General features: G+C 57.1%; 14 protein-coding genes. 5 read left to right on the forward strand and 9 right to left on the reverse strand.

What is annotated here, in order from left to right; all coding sequences use genetic code 11:
* Positions 1–4: 4 nt before the first annotated feature.
* Both H4I92_RS05225 and H4I92_RS05230 read right to left on the reverse strand, forming a co-directional pair.
* Entirely contained in the window at positions 5–775 is a 771-nt protein-coding gene (locus H4I92_RS05225; RefSeq protein ID WP_077529601.1) for an ABC transporter ATP-binding protein, read from the reverse strand.
* Complete coding sequence (locus tag H4I92_RS05230; protein ID WP_077529602.1) at positions 756–1,529, reverse strand: siderophore ferric iron reductase; 774 nt, start codon at positions 1,527–1,529, stop codon at positions 756–758. Before H4I92_RS05230 ends, H4I92_RS05225 begins: the two co-directional genes overlap by 20 nt.
* Before the next feature lie 322 nt (positions 1,530–1,851).
* Between H4I92_RS05230 and trpE the strand changes: the two genes are divergently transcribed.
* The gene (gene trpE, locus H4I92_RS05235; protein WP_077529603.1) at positions 1,852–3,333 is read left to right on the forward strand and encodes an anthranilate synthase component I; all 1,482 of its coding nucleotides are present in this window, start codon (positions 1,852–1,854) and stop codon (positions 3,331–3,333) included.
* Between the two features lie 86 nt (positions 3,334–3,419).
* On the opposite strand, the gene H4I92_RS05240 is transcribed toward trpE, so the two are convergent.
* Positions 3,420–3,908 (reverse strand): DUF4411 family protein, encoded by a 489-nt coding sequence (locus H4I92_RS05240; RefSeq protein WP_077529604.1) that lies wholly within the window; start codon positions 3,906–3,908, stop codon positions 3,420–3,422.
* 30 nt (positions 3,909–3,938) lie between these two features.
* Here H4I92_RS05240 and H4I92_RS05245 point away from each other — a divergent pair.
* A protein-coding gene (locus tag H4I92_RS05245) for an IS3 family transposase (protein WP_143512608.1) occupies positions 3,939–5,125 on the forward strand; the annotation gives its coding sequence in 2 pieces (ribosomal slippage) (positions 3,939–4,197 and positions 4,197–5,125; 1,188 coding nt in all).
* Positions 5,126–5,168: 43 nt separating this feature from the next.
* On the opposite strand, the gene H4I92_RS05250 is transcribed toward H4I92_RS05245, so the two are convergent.
* The 6 genes from H4I92_RS05250 to hsdR all read right to left on the reverse strand — a co-directional run bounded on the left by H4I92_RS05250 (position 5,169) and on the right by hsdR (position 16,019).
* Positions 5,169–6,308: an XRE family transcriptional regulator gene (locus H4I92_RS05250; RefSeq protein ID WP_077529606.1), complete on the reverse strand. Its 1,140-nt coding sequence runs from the start codon at positions 6,306–6,308 to the stop codon at positions 5,169–5,171.
* A 224-nt stretch (positions 6,309–6,532) separates the two neighbouring features.
* Positions 6,533–7,387, reverse strand: a complete 855-nt coding sequence (locus tag H4I92_RS05255) for a hypothetical protein (RefSeq protein WP_218668149.1) — start codon at positions 7,385–7,387, stop codon at positions 6,533–6,535.
* A 5-nt stretch (positions 7,388–7,392) separates the two neighbouring features.
* Positions 7,393–9,027, reverse strand: a complete 1,635-nt coding sequence (locus H4I92_RS05260) for an ATP-binding protein (RefSeq protein ID WP_077529608.1) — start codon at positions 9,025–9,027, stop codon at positions 7,393–7,395.
* Between the two features lie 22 nt (positions 9,028–9,049).
* Complete coding sequence (locus H4I92_RS17050; protein WP_077529609.1) at positions 9,050–10,687, reverse strand: restriction endonuclease subunit S; 1,638 nt, start codon at positions 10,685–10,687, stop codon at positions 9,050–9,052.
* A complete protein-coding gene (locus H4I92_RS05270; protein WP_077529610.1) occupies positions 10,684–12,306 on the reverse strand; it encodes a class I SAM-dependent DNA methyltransferase in 1,623 nt (540 codons plus the stop codon). Before H4I92_RS05270 ends, H4I92_RS17050 begins: the two co-directional genes overlap by 4 nt.
* A gap of 188 nt (positions 12,307–12,494) precedes the next feature.
* Complete coding sequence (hsdR, locus tag H4I92_RS05275; RefSeq protein ID WP_077529611.1) at positions 12,495–16,019, reverse strand: type I restriction-modification system endonuclease; 3,525 nt, start codon at positions 16,017–16,019, stop codon at positions 12,495–12,497.
* Between the two features lie 658 nt (positions 16,020–16,677).
* Between hsdR and H4I92_RS05280 the strand changes: the two genes are divergently transcribed.
* The 3 genes from H4I92_RS05280 to trpC are packed head-to-tail and all read left to right on the forward strand — an operon-like array spanning position 16,678 to position 19,112.
* On the forward strand, positions 16,678–17,271 hold the full coding sequence (locus tag H4I92_RS05280; protein WP_179105628.1) for an anthranilate synthase component II: 594 nt from the start codon (positions 16,678–16,680) through the stop codon (positions 17,269–17,271).
* Positions 17,272–17,277: 6 nt separating this feature from the next.
* Entirely contained in the window at positions 17,278–18,318 is a 1,041-nt protein-coding gene (gene trpD / locus H4I92_RS05285) for an anthranilate phosphoribosyltransferase (RefSeq protein ID WP_077529612.1), read from the forward strand.
* On the forward strand, positions 18,315–19,112 hold the full coding sequence (trpC, locus tag H4I92_RS05290; RefSeq protein ID WP_077529613.1) for an indole-3-glycerol phosphate synthase TrpC: 798 nt from the start codon (positions 18,315–18,317) through the stop codon (positions 19,110–19,112). The genes trpD and trpC overlap by 4 nt, the downstream gene beginning before the upstream one ends.
* The last annotated feature ends 27 nt before the right edge of the window (positions 19,113–19,139 follow it).

A 19,139-nucleotide genomic window follows, 5' to 3' on the forward strand; every position in this document is an offset into this window, starting at 1 on the left:
CCTGTCAGGCGACCACCGCAACCGGCCGCTGCGTACCGGGCTGGGCGATCAGGTTGATGTCGATTCCATAGAGCATGGTCAGCAGGTCGGATGACAGCATCGCCTCCGGTGTGCCGTCGAACGCCACCTCGCCCTGCTTAAGCGCGATGACCCGATCGGCATAGCGCGCCGCCAGGTTCACGTCATGCAGAATAACCGCGACGCCGCGCCCAGCGGAGCGATTGAGGTCACTCAGAAGGGCCATGCATTCGTACTGATGAGAGAGGTCCAGCGCCGATGTGGGCTCGTCCAGCAACAGAAGCGGTGCCTCCTGTGCCAGCAGCATGGCGATCCAGGCACGCTGGCGCTCACCGCCGGAAAGTTCATCCACCAGGTGGGTGGCATAATCCGCCATACTGGTCTGTTCCAGGGCCCAGTCCACCGCTGCGGCATCATCCCGGTGCCAGCGCCGCACCAGCCCCCGCCAGGGGAAGCGACCCAGGCGGACCAGCTCACGCACATCCAGCCCCGCAACCTCCGGCAGCTGCTGTGGCAGGAAGGCCATGCGGCGGGCCAGCTCCCGCTGGCTGTAACGCTCGAGGAGCTGGTCATCAAGCCGGATCATGCCCCCATCCGGTTTCATCTGCCGCGCCATCACCTGCATCAGGGTCGACTTGCCGGAGCCATTGTGGCCGAGGATGGCGGTAAACTCACCGTCACGAAGCGTCAGTTCATCCAGGGCGAGTATGGCGCGCCCGTCCCGATGAACGCGGATGTCAGACAGCGACAGCTTCATGGCTCAGTTCCTCCAGTTGACGCCGCGTGCGTTCGGAATGGGTCAGTTTGGGGCAGGACGAACAGTAGCAGCCGTCGTCCCGCCGGTAGTGCATACAGCAGGCGCGGCGTTCCAGCCCCAGAACCTCTTGCCCGCTGTTGAGCGTCAGGGGCAGATACCGGCTCTGGTCCTTCAGCCCCATCGCTGCCAGCCAGGCCTCGCCGAGCGCCTGCACACGCTCATTGCTGAATCCGGGCAGGGTCACCGCCATGCGCTGAAGTGCCATAAGAAGAATATCCGCCAGCAGTCGGTTGGCCGTCAGCGGCTTGATGCCCACGACCCGCCTGAGGTCCGCCAGCAGGGCATCCCGCACTGCCGTCAGGTGGGCAGCCGCCTCATGAATGCGCTCGCTTTCTTCCGTGGGCGTTACGGGCCAGCCCTCCGGCACCCGGAAGCCGGCCACCACACCCTGCTCCACCCGTTGCCACAGCCGGTCCACCGGCACCACGGTACCGGCGCCGTGCACACCCAGAACGGCGAGAAACACCGGCTGCCACACCAGCAGCGTCCAGGTGCGTACAGACGAGTACGGCTGCCCCGCCTCTGGATAGGCGCTCGCCCAGATGCTGTGAACCGTGCTGATCACCGGCGTATTGTCAGCACCATGGGACAGGCCCGGTTCGGGAGAAGGCGTCGCCATGCCGTTCAGCCCCGGATGAATCCGGGCTGCCAGCGCCAGAAAGGCTGATGTATCCCAATGATCCGATGCCTGCATAACGCGCTCGCGGGTCCGGTAATCCGGAAGGAAAGAATACCCGCTTATTGTGCAGCGATGGAAAGAATACCGCAAATACGAATCCGTATCATTCGGGGAGCGTGCTGGCGGCGGTTGCTTCCGCCAGGGCTCTCCGCTAACCTATCGCTGTTATTCCAACCATCGGGAGAGCGGCCGTGACCGCCGGACTGAAAGAAGCAACTCTGATCGTGCACCCCGCACGCTGGGCGACCCCGCGCTGGCGATGGTGAACCGTCACCACTGAGCGCCCGTGGCCGACGCCACGATTCCACAACGCCCATGCTTGTTTCAGGAAAGACCCATGACGCCCGAACAGTTCGACGCCTATGCCGGTGAAGGCTATAACCGCATTCCCGTTCACCGTGAAGTGTATGCGGATCTCGACACCCCGCTGAGCACCTATCTCAAGCTGGCCGACGGCCCCTACTCCTACCTGCTGGAATCCGTCCAGGGCGGTGAGAAATGGGGCCGCTACTCGATCATCGGACTGCCGGCCCGCGAGCGGCTGCGGGTGACCGGCCACCAGGTGGTGCACGAATCCGATGACGGCGTGATCGAGGAATTGACCGCCAAGGATCCGCTGGCCTACATCGAAGCCTTCCAGGCCCGCTACCACTCCCCGGACCTGCCCGACATGCCCCGGTTCAATGGTGGCCTGGTGGGTTACTTCGGCTACGACACGGTGCGCTTCATCGAGCCGCGCCTGCACGACAGCGTGCCGCCGGACGAGCTGGGCACGCCGGACATCCTCCTGATGGTCTCGGACGAGGTGGTGGTTTTCGACAACCTGCGCGGCAAGCTCCACCTGATTGTCCAGGCCAGCCCCGCCCGCTCCGGCAGCTATGAGGCGGCCGTTAACCGGCTGGACGAGCTGGAAAAGCAGCTGCGCGAAACCCGCGTCACCAGCCCGGTTTCCGAGGCCACGGGCAACCGCATCGAGGAACGTGATTTCCACTCGGATTTCACCCAGGACGATTTCGAGGCGGCGGTGGAACAGATCCGCGAATACGTCCTCGCCGGCGACGTCATGCAGACGGTGCTCTCACGACGCATGTCCGTGGCCTTCGAGGCGCCGCCCCTGAACCTCTACCGCGCCCTGCGCTGCCTCAACCCCTCGCCCTACATGTACTTTCTCAACCTGAAAGACTTCCACATCGTGGGCTCCTCGCCGGAGATCCTGGCGCGAGTCGAGGACGAGGAAGTCACGGTCCGGCCCATTGCCGGTACCCGCAAGCGTGGCGCGAACCGCGAGGAGGACGAGGCGCTGGAACAGGAACTGCTGGCCGACCCCAAGGAGCGCGCCGAGCACCTGATGCTGATCGACCTGGGCCGCAATGACATCGGCCGCGTGACCGAGACCGGTTCGGTGACCCTGACGGATACCATGACGGTGGAACGCTACTCCCACGTCATGCACATCGTCTCCAACGTCACCGGCCGGCTGCGCCAGGGCCTGTCCTGCATGGACGTACTGCGCGCCACCCTGCCCGCCGGCACCCTCAGCGGCGCCCCCAAGATCCGCGCCATGGAGATCCTCGACGAGCTGGAACCGGTCAAGCGCGGCGTCTATGGCGGCGCCGTGGGCTACCTCTCCTGGAGCGGTAACATGGACACGGCCATTGCCATCCGCACCGCCGTCATCAAGGACGATACGCTGCACATCCAGGCCGGCGCGGGCGTCGTGGCGGACTCCGTGCCGCGCCTTGAATGGAAGGAAACCCAGAACAAGGGCCGCGCCATCTTCCGGGCCGCCGACATGGCCCTGACGGACTTCGACCACTGATCAAGAGCTGGCCGGAGAAGCAGCACCATGCAACTGCCACTTCTCTGGCCAGTGGCCCTGTCGCTCCAGAGCCCGCGATCGTAGGGTTAACTACCCAAGACAAATCTGGCCTTCAGCTCCCGAAGAAACTGAAACGTATTCAGGCAAGAAACTTCGAATTGCTGGCAGATATTCGGAATTTTCACTTTCCGGGCGTTCGGGGCTACCACCGATTCATGGGTTACCACAGTCGCCCCGAGCGTTTTTGCTTTGGCAATGATCCATGGATCTGCTTTCGCCAGGAAATTGTCCCGGTCAGCTGGATTGTAATCACCAGCCATAACTGACTGCGCAATGTCAGCAAAAATCTCTTGGGTCGGTTCGTCGTCATTGCTGATGAAGTGCCCAGGCCTATCGCGCACCCACTCGGCAAGTTCATCGTTGCCTTCCCGCAGTTCCCGGCCGATCATGTTAACGCTGGCAATTATGCCTTTCTCAAACTCCTGATCCAGCCAATCCCAATAGGCAGGGCAAATGTCCATGCCGTAGTACTGGTTTTTAGCCTGTATATGGAGTTGACCCGCTTTGGTGGACATCCGATCCTTTGAAAACAACGGGAGGACAGGATGCCACAAAGCAGACCCCCATATCCGCCGGAGTTCCGGCAACAGATGATCGATCTGGTTCGCAGTGGGCGCAGCCCTGCGGAACTGGCTCAGGAGTTTGAACCCTCAGCCCAGACCATCACCAACTGGGTGGCGCAGGCCGACCGTGATGCCGGCGTTCGCCATGACGGCGCCACCAGCGCTGAACAGGAAGAACTGCGCCGGCTTCGCCAGGAGAACAAGCGCCTGCGGGAAGAACGCGAGATCCTGTCAAAGGCCGCGGCCTGGTTCGCTCGGGAGACCGATACCGTGCCACCGACATCTTCCGGTTCGTCGAAGTGAATCGGGCCGTTCACAGCGTTGCCACCATGTGCCGTGTGCTGGGCGTCTCCCCCAGCGGCTACTATGCGTGGCGCCAACGAGGGCCATCACAGCGCCAGCGCACTGACGAAGTGCTCAGCGTCCGGCTCAAGGCGCTGCATCAACGCTCGGGCGGCACCTATGGGGCGCCCCGGCTCCATGCCGATCTTAAGGATGAGCAATGGTGCATTGGCCGAAAGCGGGTCGCGCGACTGATGCGCGAGGCCGCTATCCAGGGCGTGAGCCGGCGCAAGGGCGTATTCACCACGGTGCGTGATGAGCGTCGCCGCGGTGAGCCGGATCTGGTTGAGCGCGACTTCTCAGCCAGTGCACCTGACGAGCTCTATGTGGCCGACATCACTTACATCCCGACCTGGACCGGGTTTCTATACCTTGCCATCGTTCTGGATGTTTTCAGCCGCCGAGTCGTTGGTTGGGCCATGGCCACGCATATGAAAACCGAACTGGTGCTCGATGCACTGGAGATGGCGCTGTGGCAACGTCAGCCTAAAGACGTGATCCATCACAGCGATCAGGGCTGTCAGTATACGTCGATTGCTTTCGGGCACCGTTGCCGGGAACACGGCGTGCGTCCCTCGACGGGGTCGGTCGGTGACTGTTTCGATAACGCGATGGCGGAGAGCTTTTTCGCCACACTTGAGTGCGAACTGCTGGACCGGCGCCGGTTCCGCAATCCGACCGAGGCGCGACTGGAAGTGTTCCAGTTCATCGAAGGCTGGTACAACCTGCACCGTCGCCATTCGGCGATCGGACAAGTGTCACCAGTGAACTACGAACGAATGCATGCTGAGCATGCCCATGAACTCAAATCGGAACCTGTCCACTGAAACGGGTTAACTCCAATATAGGTATTCGCATCCAGCAAATATCTCAAACGCCTAACTCCCTGGCGAACCTCTCAATCTTACCTGGTTTGATCCCACCCAGAAGCTCACCGGCTTCACGCAACATGAGCTGGCCACTTAGCGCCTCGCCCACCACGGCACGGGAAAATGGACGACTGATTTGAGCCTTCCTGGTTTGATAGTAGGTGGGGCCACCACTCCCTTCCCGCTTTTTGTGCTGTGCTCTTTGATCAGCGATATAAAGGCTGTATTGCTCATTGGAGATAAAGTTTAGCGTCAAGGCGCGCCGCGCCAGCACCCAAGTACTAACGTGAAAATGAGCCTCCAGCGGTGGCAGGTTGTCTTCCCAGTGCTCAAGGTCTTGTTGCCAGAGCCCCTGGAATTCCTCCGCTGGCACCAGAAATTCTGCTGCCACGGCATTACACAGCACCTCTTGCTGCTGATGTGTATTAGTTTCGCCATCGGAGATTCCAGACTGGCCAATCCATACATGGCAGAGTTCATGAATCAGCGTGAAAAGGCGTGCTCCGAGCGCATCACTGTGGTTAATGAAAATGATCGGTGCGTAGTCGTCAACAATCGCAAACCCACGAAATTCCTCTACCCGTAGCGGACGTGTATGGTGCCCAAGGTTGCCTTGGCGCATAACGAGAACACCCAAGGATTCGATACGTTCGACCAAATCCCGGTAGTAATCTTCCCATTTGCCCCTAGTTGGATGCGGTCCGACGCCGAGACATGCCCGCATGTCTTTAACGATGGCCGCCACAGCGTCAGAGGAAGCAGAGCGGCCAACATAGGGACTCGGCTCGGAAAAATGCTGCTGAAGATACTCCCGGTACCACTCCTGGCGTTGCAGCATCAGCTTGACCAAGTCGAGCAACTCACCGCTTGGCCGCTGAACACCCTGGCCCTCCACGGTCCGCAAATCCGGGATCGGTAACTCTTCCTCTGGCGGTTCCGCCAGAAACAGATATCCAAACGGCACATGAGCCTTGTCCGCGAACCGCATGGCCTGGTTAAAGGTCAGGCTGCGCTTACCGGATTCCCATTCCTGCAGCCGTTCCTCTGTAACTCCGTTCTTACGGGCAAAATCAGGCACAGGAATGCCAGAGCGCTCCCGCGCCCAAGTCAGCATTTCCGGGTTGATGTTTGCCGTGGTCATTGTCACTCGCCCTAGCTTTTAAGCCTGATATGTCCTTGGGATTACCCTTATTGACAGTTTAGCAGGGCGGAAAATCCAGCGACACCATCGACCAACCCTAGACTTTCGTCACAGTGCTCCTTTCTCACTTGGCAGCATCGGGGCTTTTCGCTTTTAAGGGGCAGATCACCACCATGGGCCTGTTAACGTGGTGACTTCACTGGCCATGCATAGTTTAGTACTGGTTACATGTATACAGCGTCAAGAATACCGTCGTATTCTGGCTTGTGTCGAAAGCTATCTAAGTAAGCAATGCAAAAGCTAGAAAATGGAGCTTCTTTGCTGCACATTTTCCTTAGCCGACAAATAGCCTCTTCATACGCCAGGTCGTTGTCGGCATCGCCCATTTCCAGTTTGTTGAAGTACCTAACGGCTGATTTTACTTCCTTGTCAATGCTATCGCGCAGCTCAATACGGCAACGCACGAAGTCGGAATGATTAATATTATAAAACTCAATAGATTTGTCTGCCCGCATAAACTTCCGTGAGTGTCTGTCTACGGAAAACCTAGGCATGGCCTCACCGTCTGGCTTGAAGTCCAACAACTGCACATCAGTAGCCTTTAGTGGATCCAGCAATACCGGTTGCTCTTCTTCCAGATCGCTATTCGGCTCTTCGGCACGTTTGGCTTCTTCGCATAAAGGAAAGTGATCCGCCTTGCCTCCTTTTCTGCCTGTTTCCACATCGGTGCGGCGACGGTTAGCAACAATACAACTGAGACGATAATTTTGAAGGCAAAAAGCTAACCACCAGTAGCCACCATGCGGGCTTTCCTTTGACAGTGTTTCTTGAACACGCTTTTTGGGCCGAAAGTGGTCAACATCAACGTCAGTACCTTGCTGCGGAGCTTCTGTATACCAACACTTATAGTTAAACAATCTGGCTAGAGTTGGTTTAATAACTTTCCAAAAATCCTGATTTTTTTCAATTATGTCGTATCGCTGTCTTTCATCCTCGGCTGCTAGCAGCGCCTCCGTTAGCTCCTGCCCTCTTTCTAGCCAGCCTTCCGGTAGCGTGAGCTGATTGAAATTGATATCCAAGTGTCTCATTCTTGGCTTCGCTGCTCTTCGGTCTCCAACATGCGATGGACAATTTCTTTTGCACGCTTTTTGCGAATTCGCTTTAGCTCTGGCGTTACGTTAATTGAGTCTGCTTCACGCTCGACTTCACGACGCATGTGCAAATATTGAGCATATTCTTCATCCCAATGTGCCGTTGAAAAACCGAGGCCCTCTAGTGCTCGATCAATTTTCCTTAGTCGCCCAGCTTGTATCGGTGTTAGCTCTAACTTTTCGGTAAAGCGACGACGCAATCTCAGTAGGCGCTCAGTTGAGTTGTCCAACGTCGTGTGGAGTCCAAACATGTCGCTGGTGAGAATTCCACTATACCCCATGCCTCTGGGGCTTTCCTCTGGTTCTTGCGCGTGTACCTGAAAACTGGAATCTCGCCACATAACTTGGACTTGTTGCTTCATAAGCTCCGCAATGGCCAGGGGATGATGGGTGACCATGAGCAAATGGCTAGTTTCTTGATTGGGTACAAAATCGCGTAAGAGTTTTAGGTACTTAACTGCCCATGATGGATTTAGGTGAGTGTCAGGTTCATCGAGTAAGAACAAAGAATCTTTTCCACCGGTAAACTTTAGTAAGCCTAAAACGGTGAGCAACTGCTGTTCGCCTTCACTGAGTTCGCGGAACGTGAGAGGCTCTTCGCTACTGGAAACCTTCACTCGAATACTTACCTCGGAAATAATATCGGAAAGAAGCGTGCTTTCGAGCATCTTGAAAAGTTCGTCAGAACTGAGGTCTCTGGCGAAATCACGCAGAGCATTAACGTCTGGGAGGAACAAATGAAAGAACTCGTTACGGATGTTGTTTCCGGTTAAGGAGGTATTTTCCTGTCGAGTCACTTTCACCGGTGACAATGCGTATTGGATTAGCTCATCCAGAAAGCGGCGCACAACACCTCGCGCGCCCCAGAACAATTCGCCCTTCTGCTTGGCCCAACCTGGTTGGCGCATTACGAAGTGAATACTGTCCAAGCCTTCGATGCCCAAGTGCTCACGTAGAAAGACCTTTTCTGCGCTGTCTTTTTCTGACAGGAAAAAGGCTAGCAACACGAATTGGCTATGGTAAGGTCTGGCGTAGAAAAGCGGGCGGATATCACCTTTTAGATCAAGCTTATCTTCGAGCAAACGGCGATAGAAATCAGTACGATGTTTTTTAAAGTGCTCTTCTAGTCGATCACTGGGCCCGGAATAGTAAGCAAATACATAATTAGGCAGGTAGGGTGCGTTACCTTCTTTATCGCGCTTTACTTTTGAAAAGGGCACCAGTTTTCCGGCAGGCTTTTCACTGAGCAGGTCACTGACTTTCACTTCGTATTGTTTTGCTGGCGTGCCGCGCGATGGGTCTGCATCAATCGCCACCTCCAACCATCGATCACTAGGTTGATTTGGCTTGTGAGGTGCGCCAAGTCGATAAACCAATTCATAGGAGAACGGCGGGGGTTCGCCTAAATCAAGGTTTCGGAATATGGCGACCAAGGCTTCCAATACATTTGATTTACCCGAACCGTTGCGGCCGACCACCACCGTCATCAAGTGGTCCTCGTCAAAATACACGATCACGTTCTCAAGATTCTTAAAGCACGAGCGAACATGCAGTTTATCAACTTTCATGGGCTGCCCTTAGGGTTTTGCTTTATTCATCAGTTGTGGCCTCAATTAATGAAAACCAATCCTGCCCATCGTCACTGCGCTTTAACTTTACGATGGATTTTTCTTGGTTTATCGCCTTTCGAATATCAAGAAAGAATGTTTCTAGATCCGCGGTACTGCTGTCACTCGGGTAACCGGCTGCCGCTAACAACTGTTGGCCGCTGAGTGGCTTATTGGCTTTTTTTAACGCCTCAGCCACGTTAATGATTTGTTTGTTCATGCTACTACCTGTCTTTCTTTTGACCACCGCACGACTGGGTTTGGATTTTTTCCCTAGCGCCTCACATTCACCTTTGATCTTTGCCAATAGTGCTTCGGCGCTGTTTTCGCCGCTGATCAGCTCCGCGTTGTCGCTGCGCCATTGTTCGGTAAGTTCACCCCGAAACGCCTTGGCCAGGATGGACTGGGTGAGGCTGTTGACGCGGGCCAGGGCGTTGTTGACCTGTTGTTCGATACGGTCTGCGTGGGCGAAAAGTTGGTCTACTTGGCGAACGATCTCAGCTTGCTCTCTTTTTGTTGGTACATCGATGCCTATCGCCCGCACCTTATTGAGGTTCAGATTAGGCTGCGCGCCACCAGCGGCAGCTTTCCGCGTCTCTTCGTAATTCTCAAGTAGTCGGAGTTTGAGATAGCTCCCGAGTATTTTCTTTTCGTCTGCCGTAACTGCTGCACAGGCTTGGTTGCAGGTGGCCGCCAGCCTTAACTCTGTGACTTGACCTCTGGTTTTACCTTCACCGTACATGGCCAATAGCAGGGTGCCGGGTGGAAAAACCTTGAGCGAGCAGTCCTCTACGGCGAATTGAGTCACGAACTGTTCGGCTGACTCGGTGTAGACTGATCCAGTACTCTTACTTGTTAGCCACGGAATATCGCCATCTTGCCAATATTTAGGTTCCTTTCTGCTTGGAGTCTTTCCAGTTGCAACGATGGAAATCTCACCTACGGTGTGATGCACCCAATCGGTCAGGGATATTCCATATTTATCCCGCCACTCCTCCGTCAACTGCCCTCTCACCGCCGCAACCAACGCGGACTGGCGGAAGCGTTTGAGGATTTGCGGGATGCGTTCGAGGCGGGCTTTGGTGTTTTCCACCTGGGTAAGCAGGGTGTCGAGTTTATCAGCAATGACTTTTTGTTCCGCTAGGGGAGCTAAGTAAAACGGCAACTTCTTAGCATTTGCTCCAGATATCTCTTTGAACGTAGTACCTGTGCCCACGCTCTCAGCAACGTCTCTGATGCTACGCAAAAAGTAATATCCATAGCTTGAGTCGACAGCGGTCGGCAGAACAAAATTCTTAAATCCCTGATTCGTTGATATTTCGTTCTCAGCTATCGCAACATAACCAATAGGTGCTCTGCTGCTAAATAGCAACGTGCCAGAAGGCATTAACTTTGCCGAACTCTTCTCGTAACCTTCTTTACTGAGATCTCTGGAGCCATGAGCGATGTACTTTTCAGAGTACTTGCTCAGGTCAGCCGGCGTCAGCCATGGAATCTGTGTTCCGGGCTCAGCAAAGTTGTCTGGATCACCGGCTTTAGGTGTTCCGCCGCCAACGACTTCTGCAATCTCTCCAATTTGAAGCGAAAGCCATTGTTGAGGGATCTGCTGGCTGTCCGTCACTCATTACCTCCAATCATCTGACTGATGATGGCTCGCTGCCCATCAGCCTCCTCCTCCTCAGCTCCCAACTCCCGCATCAACCCGTCCAGTTCCTCCAACGCCTGTACCAACTCCCCCATCGCCTCACCCGCCAAGAGGCTCGGCTCCGGCAGGTTGGCCGCATCCAAACTGTCACTATCCTTCAGCCAAGAAATATCCAGGGAATCACCTTTTTGCTCGGCAACCCATTGGCGTGAGAAACAGCGCCAGCGGCTGTGGGCCAGACGGGGGTCGATGCCTTCGTTCTCTTCACTGTGTTCGGGCAGTTCGATGTCTTCGGAGTGGTAGCTGTATTCCCCTTCCCTACGTTCGCTGTCTCCGTTGGGGCTGTCACCATACACCGCTTCAAAGGGCTCTAGGTGTTGCTCACTAAAAGGCGTGCGCTTGCCGAAGCTGGGCATGTTGGTGCGCAGGTCGTAGACCCAGACGTTGTCGGTGCAGTGTTCTTCCTGGTGTTTGTCGCTGGCGCTGCCTTTGGTGAAAAAGAGCACGTTGGTTTTCACGCCTTGGGCATAGAAGATGCCGGTAGGCAGGCGCAGCAAGGTGTGCAGGCTGCACTTGTGCATCAGGTCCCGGCGGATGTCGGTGCCGACGCCGGCTTCGAACAGCACGTTATCCGGCAACACTACAGCCGCGCGGCCGCCTGGTTTGAGGTTACGGTAGATGTGCTGGAGAAAGGCCAGCTGCTTGTTGCTGGTTTTGTAGGTGAGGTCGTCCCGGGTGATGCTGGCGTCGCCACCTTTACTGGTGCCAAAAGGCGGATTGGCCAGGATTACGTCGGCCTTCTGGAGGCCGGCGCCGGTCTGGCCCAGGGCGTTACCGAGGTGCACGACCCCTTCGTCGTCCCCTTCCATGTCATGGAGCAGACAGTTCATCAGAGCCAGACGACGGGTGCCGGGCACCAGCTCGATGCCCACATAGGCCTGGGTGGCTTGGAAGGCTTTCTGTTCGCTGGTCAGGTCGTACAGCTCATCGGTCTGGCTTTTGATGTATTCGTGGGCAGCAGTCAGAAAGCCCGCTGTACCTGCCGCCGGATCCTGAATATGCTCACCGGCCCTCGGCTTGATGCAACGAACCATGGAATTGATCAGGGCGCGGGGGGTGAAATACTGGCCAGCGCCGGACTTGGTCTCGTTGGCGTTCTTTTCCAGAAGTCCCTCATAAAGGTCGCCCAGTCCGTCTTTCTGGGCGCTGAACCAGTCGATCTGATCCAGGGTTCTAATCATCTGCTCCAGATGGCGCGGTTCGCGTAGACGGGTCTGGGCATCAGCGTAAATGGCACTGATCAGTGGATCGTCATGCACCAGATTCCCATCACCGTCTTTACCGGTGGACAGGCTGAGCAGGATACGTTTGTAGTCGTTCAGCAGGTTTATGCCGGATTTTCCGTTCAGGTCGCTCCAGCGGCAACCCTCGGGAAGCGGGTGCTTTTTCAGGGTGCCGGCTTCGGTGTTTTCATGCACCATCTTGATGAACAGCAGCAACACCAGTTCGGTAACGTAGTCCGAGTAGTTGATGCCGTCGTCCCGCAGGACGTCGCAGAGGTTCCAGAGTTTCTGGACGATGTCGTTGTTCGTCATAGGTGATCCTTTGAAAGGCGCGCAGCCTCTATCAGCGCCTTATGTATAGAAAACGGTGAAATCTTTGCACGTTGCGGGCGACATGTTAAGAAAAGGTCGTTTGCTTAACATGTCGCTTTGGTGATGTCGAAAAGTCGCGAAAAATCGACAGGGGTTAGGGCGATCTCGATGTCATCAGCATAGCCTGGTCAGGCACGCTCCTGCGGCCACATTGCCTCATTCAGTTCATCCAGCACCGTATCCAGCTGCTCCCCCAGTACTTTGTCCAGCCGCTGGGCACCACCGTGGTCGGCGAAGCGGTTATTGACGAAATCCCGATCGATAATAACTTCATGCACCAGTTGCTTGGCTAGCCTGTCCAGCCAGGTGCGTTGAGCGCGTGTCCAGTTGTGTTGGGTATAGATGTGATCCATGGCCTCGGTGACCCGCTGCTCGAAGGGCACCAGGGGTTCGCCCAGAGCAGCGCGGCGGATATGACCGACGATGCTGGCGGCAATATCCTTATTGGTCTGATTGCGTACGGCGCTTTGCAGTCTGGCTTCGGAATAACCGTGGTTGTCGAGTAGCAGTTTCACTTCCCGCAACTGTTCCCGGGTTAGATTCCGGGGTTTGTTGACCACCACGGAAAGAGCTGAGGACTGATTCAACTGCTCATGAATGAACTGGTTGAAGCTGTCCAGGTAGTCTTCCGGCCTTTTATGGGGGCCGTAACTTTGTGCTCTCTCCTTGATCTCATCCTCGTGCTCTGAAATCACCGGCATGTACTCACTGCCCACCAGACTTTTTACCTCGGCTAGTTGGTCCAAAAGCCCGCTGTGCTCGCGGATAAATTCGGAAGCCTGCCGGGGGCCCAGCTTTTTCAGGTGCTGGTGGAGCGATTTGGGTTCTACTCCCCAGAGCTGCTCGAGTTCACCCAGCTTCTGTTTCAGGGCCGGGTTGCTTTCGGCCTTGTTGTCTGCCTTGCGCAGCACCCGCATCAGCTTCTGGCTCATCTGGCTGAGCACCACATCCGCCTGGGATTCGCCCTGCTGCTCGCCGGGGCTGTGGAGGGCCTGCTCTAGCCAGTGCTCATCGCCAAGTTCATCCACCAGTTGCTCCAGGGTGATGTTCGGGTCTTTCACCAAGGGCTTCATAGTGTTCACGTCCTGCAAAGCGGCGTAGATGTCCACCGGGTCGTAGATGCGGAATACGGTTTTGCCAATCTCGTCGCAGCGGCGAGTGGCTCGGCCGATCATCTGTTCGTACAGGATGCGGGAGCGTACCAGGCGCATGAACACCAGGTTGCAGATCTCGGGTACATCGATGCCGGTGGTGAGCAGGTCCACTGTAACGGCAATGCTGGGGTAGCGTTCGTTTTTATAGCACCGAATGAGCTGATCAACCTTATCGCTCTGGCCGGTGATCTTGGCCACGGCGGCTTCGTTATAGTCACCGTTATACAGTGCCTTGAAGGCGTCATCCAGAAGCCGTTTGACCATGTCGGCGTGCAGGTCTGTGGCACAGAAAATCATGGTTTTTTCGTCGCCGAACGGGTCCAGCTCGTGCACCAGTTGCTCGCAGATCACCCGATTAAAGTTTTCGTTGATGACCCGACGGTTGAAGGCATCCACCTCGAAATTCAGCTCGTCTTCCAGCTCCGTGGTATCGACCTCGCCCGTCTGCATATTGATGAATTCAACCGGCTTGCCTTTCTCAAACTGAATGCCGTTCTGGGTAAGCAGCGTTTCATAGCGGATGGGCGGCTCGTGGTCGATCAGCCAGTCATCCGCCACGGCTTCCCGATAGGAATAGGTATAAACGGGTTTGCCGAAAATTTCGCTAGTGTGTTTGGCCGGAGTTGCCGTGAGCCCTATTTTGACCGCATCGAAGTAGTCCAGTACGCGGCGGTAGGTTGAGATGTACTGGCTGGTATCACGCGTGGCCAGTTCGCCCTCGGTCATCTCCTGGTCCAGCGTGTAGCCCCGGTGGGCCTCATCGATGATGATGCAGTCAAACTGATCAATAGGCGGTGACTCATCGCTCATGAAGATGCGTTTCACCATGGCCTGAACCGTGGCCACCTGCACCCGGGTTTCGGCTTCGGCGGCCATGTCGCCCAGTTCAGCGACGTTGTAAATCTTACTGAGGGTCTGGTTCTGCTCCAAAGGCGCTTCGTTGAACGCATCAATGGCCTGCTGACCCAGCGCGGTTCGGTCCACCAGAAAAAGGATGCGATGGAAGCGCTCGCTTTTCAGGAAGCGATACATCAGGCCGATGATGGTGCGGGTTTTACCGGTGCCGGTCGCCATGGCCAGAAGCGCCGAGCGGACGCCCTGAACCAGGGCATTTTCGGTGGCGATAATGGCTTGTTGCTGGTAATCGCGCAGTTTCAGATAACCAAAGGGTTCGTTTTTTAACAGCTTTTCGGCATGTTCTTTATCGCGCTGGAGAAGCCCCAGCAACCCACCTGGTGTATGAAAGCGAGACAACGCGCGGCGTGTATTACTGGGCTCCCGTACATCCCGGAACCAGGTGCCTGACTGTTCAGCCAGTTGTGGTACATAGGGTCTGCCATTGCAGGAATACACAAACGGCACGATGAAATGCCCGTCTTCATCGGCAGGCCAAGCAATGGTCCTGCCTGCCAGTTCCCACGCTGACACCAGAGGCTGCTCTACCTTCATTCCTTTACAGTAACGCTCCGCCTGCGGGATTTTTCCGGCCACGTTGGCGTTTTCTTTCTTGGCTTCCACGACGGCAATGGGGGTAAGCCCCGCAAACAGTACGTAGTCCGCTCGACCTTTCTCGCCGTGCTTGTTGGTCGGCCATTCAGCGATGGCACGGTTTACACCTTTTTCCGGGCGTGCGCCCTTCTGGTGGGTAAGTTCCTGGCTATCTGCTTCCCAACCGGATTCATAAAGCTGCTGGTCAATGAGAATACGCGTCAGTTCTTCATTGAGCGCCAGGGTGTCGCTGGCCGCCTTGGTCTTGCTTGCCACCTGCTGGCGCCGCTCGATAACGCTTTTTTCGCCCTGCTGCTTGAGCTGATCTTGCAGGGCTTTGATTTTTTCCTCGTACTCCTGCTGCTGTTGCCTGAGCGTTTTTTCATGGCCACGGGCCTGCTCAGCCATAGCCCGGGATTCTTTCTCCATGGCCAGAGCAAGCTCTTCATATTCAGTCTTTTCTTTTTCGACCAGCTCGCTAAGTTGCTGACTACTGTCCAGTTCCATGTTGGTTTGCTGGAGTTCATGACGCAGCTTTTCGATATCGGTGTGGAGCTGGCGCAACTGCGCGCTGGGGTCGGGCGGAGGCACGAAGGGGCCTGGCTTGAAGGAGGCACGGGCTTTGCCAAAGGAGCGGTGGAACCAGATGGCAAGTTCCCGGGCCAGCTTCAGGCCATCCATAGCCTCTTTGTGGCGGGTTCGGAACTGGTGTGTGGCCTTATTACCTTCAATTCTCAGCGTATGGAACAACTCTCTAACCTGCGGTTCCAGGCGTAATGCCCGGTTCAGGCGGTAAAGAAGGTCTGATTGGCTGGTTTGCTCATCGAATTCGACGCCAGAAAGCGCGGCCAGATGCTGAGCCAGAGCTTCCCCGAACTGGCGTAGCTTGATCAGTGTCGTATTGGGGTCGCTTGAGAAGGTGCGCTCTGCTGCTTCGGCAAGCTCAACGAACAGTGGGTCATGTTCCGCCAGGAAGCTGAAATTCGTTGAGGTATTATGGCTGCCTTGCACTGCTTGCTCCTGCTAGCACCGTTTCTCATTTTTCTGACGAGATTGATTGGTCGTTTTGGCAGTAAGTCTTGAGGGCCGTGCCTCATTAACGGTGGTTATATTACGAATCTTTTAGAGAACTTTATCAGTACTTGTTATGAAGGCCAATTAGCGGACGATCGAGTTGCTTATGTCTGTCTTGAGCTACTTGGACGGAAAGCTCACCCTAGTGAAACGGATCGAGTCGGAACCCTCAACCGGGCAGGCTCTCCCCACGCCCACCGTGACCCCAGAAATGATCCACCTCCGAAAGCGTGGGCATTAAGGCCAAACCAGATTCAAAAAGCACGGGACAGACGACCCAGAGGCAAAACGGTTTGAGCTTGAATATCAGCTTTTCAATCGACACTCCCACGAAGGGCTTCCACCTAAAACACCATACGTCGTGTTTGAAAAACTGGGAGACTAACGGGCCCCAGAGCTCTCCCTGGGACTCACACCACTGGCACAGCCATAGCACCCACAAGCATCGGGTGATCGTTTCAACGGATCTCAGTGGTACAATGCACATCCTGTCAACGAACGCGAACGCAAGCCAGAACCGGCGTGAGTAAGATTGTGAGTAACAAGCCAGCCCATCATCCGGGCGGCTCAGTCAAAACAGAAGGATAGCCGCCCAATGCTGTTGATGATCGACAACTACGACTCCTTCACCTACAACGTGGTCCAGTATCTGGGCGAGCTCGGCGCCGAGGTGGTGGTGCACCGTAACGACACCATCAGCCTCGACGAGATCGAGGCCATGGCGCCGGAGCGGATCGTGATCTCCCCCGGCCCCTGTTCACCGGACGAGGCCGGCATCTCGCTGGAGGTGGTGCGCCGCTTCGCCGGCCGCGTCCCGCTGCTGGGCGTGTGCCTGGGCCACCAGTGCATCGGCCAGGTCTTCGGCGGGAAGGTGATCCGCGCAGGCCAGGTCATGCACGGCAAGACCTCCATGATCCACCACCGGGGCGAAGGCGTTTTTGCCGGCGTGGCGAACCCGTTCGAGGCCACGCGGTACCATTCACTGGTGGTGGACAAGGATCACTGGCCCGATGATGCGCTCGAGATCACCGCCTGGACCGAGAATGAGGACGGCTCCATGGAAGAAGTCATGGGTCTGCGGCACCGTACCCTGACCATCGAGGGCGTACAGTTCCATCCAGAGTCCATCATGACGCGCCACGGGCACGAGCTGCTGCAGAACTTCCTGAACATGCCGAATCGGGGGTAGACCAACATGGACATCCAGACCGCCATCGCGAAGGTAGCCGAGCGACAGGACCTGGGCACTGCGGATATGAAAGCCGTGATGCGCACCATCATGCAGGGCGAGGCCACGGACGCCCAGATCGGTGGCTTCCTGGTCGGCCTGCGCATGAAGGGCGAGGCCATTGACGAGATCACCGGCGCCGTGGAGGTCATGCGTGAACTGGCCACCGGCGTCACGCTGGATGTCCCCAATGTGGTGGACATCGTCGGTACCGGCGGTGACGGCGCCAACCTGTTTAACGTCTCTACTGCGGCTACCTTCGTTATCGCCGCGGCCGGTGGCAACGTGGCCAAGCACGGCAACCGCTCGGTTTCCTCGCGCAGCGGCAGCTCGGACCTGCTCGACCAGGCCGGGCTGCGCCTGAACATGACGCCGGAGCAGATCACCCGCTGCGTGCACGAGCTGGGCGTAGGCTTCATGTTCGCCCCGAACCATCACACCGCCATGAAACATGCGGTCGGACCGCGCAAGGAACTGGGCATCCGCACGCTGTTCAATATCCTCGGCCCCATGACCAATCCCGCGGAGGTGAAGCACCAGGTGATCGGCGTCTTCAACGGCGATCTCTGCGTGCCCATGGCGGAAGTGCTGCGCCGGCTCGGCAGCAAGCATATCCTCGTGGTCCACTCCGAGGACGGGCTGGACGAGATCAGCCTTGCCAGCCGCACCCGTGTGGCGGAGCTGAAGGATGGCGAGGTCAGCGAGTACCACATCCGCCCTGAGGACATGGGCATCAGGGCTCAGCCGATCTTTGAACTCCAGGTGGCCGACGCCGCCGAATCCCTGGCCCTGATCCGCGAGGCCCTGAGCCGCAACCCGGGCGAACGGGCCAGCATCGCGCGGGACATGATCGCGCTCAATGCCGGCGCTGCGCTCTATGCCGGCGACATGGCGGAATCACTGCAGGCCGGCGCTGACAAAGCCCTGGCTGCGATGGAGAGCGGTCAGGCGCTGGAACGCATGGAGCAGCTCGCGGCACTCAGCCAGCAGATGGAGCAGAACGGATGACGGACACGCCCACCGTCCTCAAGCGCATCGTCGCCCGCAAGCACGAGGAAGTGACCGAGCGCCAGCGCCGGCTTTCACTCGAGGACTGCCGTGCCGAGGCGCGGCGCCAGCCGGCCCCGCGCGGCTTCGCTGCTGCCCTGCAGCGGCGCATCGACGCCGGCGACCCGGCGGTGATCGCCGAGATCAAGCGCGCCTCTCCCAGCGCCGGCGTGCTGCGTGATCCCTATGACCCGGCCGCCATCGCGCGCGACTACGAGGCTCACGGCGCGGCCTGCCTGTCCGTGCTCACCGACACTGATTTCTTCCAGGGGAGCGAAGCCGACCTTCTCGCCGCCCGCGATGCCTGCACCCTGCCCGTCCTGCGCAAGGATTTCATGGTGGATGAATACCAGATCCACGAAAGCCGCATCGCCGGCGCTGACTGCATCCTTCTGATCGCCGCCTGCCTGTCTGTTGCCCAGATGCAGGACCTGGCCGGCATCGCTCGCGAACTGGGCATGGATGTACTCGTGGAGGTCCATAACGAAGCTGAGCTCGACCAGGCCCTTCAGGTGGACAGTCCCCTGCTCGGCATCAACAACCGCGACCTGCACACCTTCGACGTCTCACTGGCAACAACCTGGGACCTGCACCAACGAGTGCCGACGGATCGGGTAACCATCACCGAAAGCGGCATCCACGCACGCGAGGATGTTGCCGCCATGCGCGAGCGCGGCATCCATGCCTTTCTGGTGGGCGAGTCCTTCATGCGAGCGGGCAGCCCGGGCTACAAACTGGGTGAGCTGTTCTTTTAAAAACCCTGACAAAAAGCCCTGAACGCC

Source organism: Vreelandella halophila (assembly GCF_019903425.1).
Taxonomy (GTDB): domain Bacteria; phylum Pseudomonadota; class Gammaproteobacteria; order Pseudomonadales; family Oleiphilaceae; genus Halospina; species Halospina halophila.

Coding starts and splice junctions, on each gene's coding strand:
- trpD (WP_077529612.1), top strand. CDS start 17,278: ATGGACATCCAGACCGCCATCGCGAAGGTAGCCGAGCGACAGGACCTG.
- H4I92_RS05280 (WP_179105628.1), top strand. CDS start 16,678: ATGCTGTTGATGATCGACAACTACGACTCCTTCACCTACAACGTGGTC.
- H4I92_RS05260 (WP_077529608.1), bottom strand. CDS start 9,027: ATGAAAGTTGATAAACTGCATGTTCGCTCGTGCTTTAAGAATCTTGAG.
- H4I92_RS05240 (WP_077529604.1), bottom strand. CDS start 3,908: ATGTCCACCAAAGCGGGTCAACTCCATATACAGGCTAAAAACCAGTAC.
- trpE (WP_077529603.1), top strand. CDS start 1,852: ATGACGCCCGAACAGTTCGACGCCTATGCCGGTGAAGGCTATAACCGC.
- trpC (WP_077529613.1), top strand. CDS start 18,315: ATGACGGACACGCCCACCGTCCTCAAGCGCATCGTCGCCCGCAAGCAC.
- H4I92_RS05270 (WP_077529610.1), bottom strand. CDS start 12,306: ATGACGAACAACGACATCGTCCAGAAACTCTGGAACCTCTGCGACGTC.
- H4I92_RS05230 (WP_077529602.1), bottom strand. CDS start 1,529: ATGCAGGCATCGGATCATTGGGATACATCAGCCTTTCTGGCGCTGGCA.
- H4I92_RS05225 (WP_077529601.1), bottom strand. CDS start 775: ATGAAGCTGTCGCTGTCTGACATCCGCGTTCATCGGGACGGGCGCGCC.
- H4I92_RS05250 (WP_077529606.1), bottom strand. CDS start 6,308: ATGACCACGGCAAACATCAACCCGGAAATGCTGACTTGGGCGCGGGAG.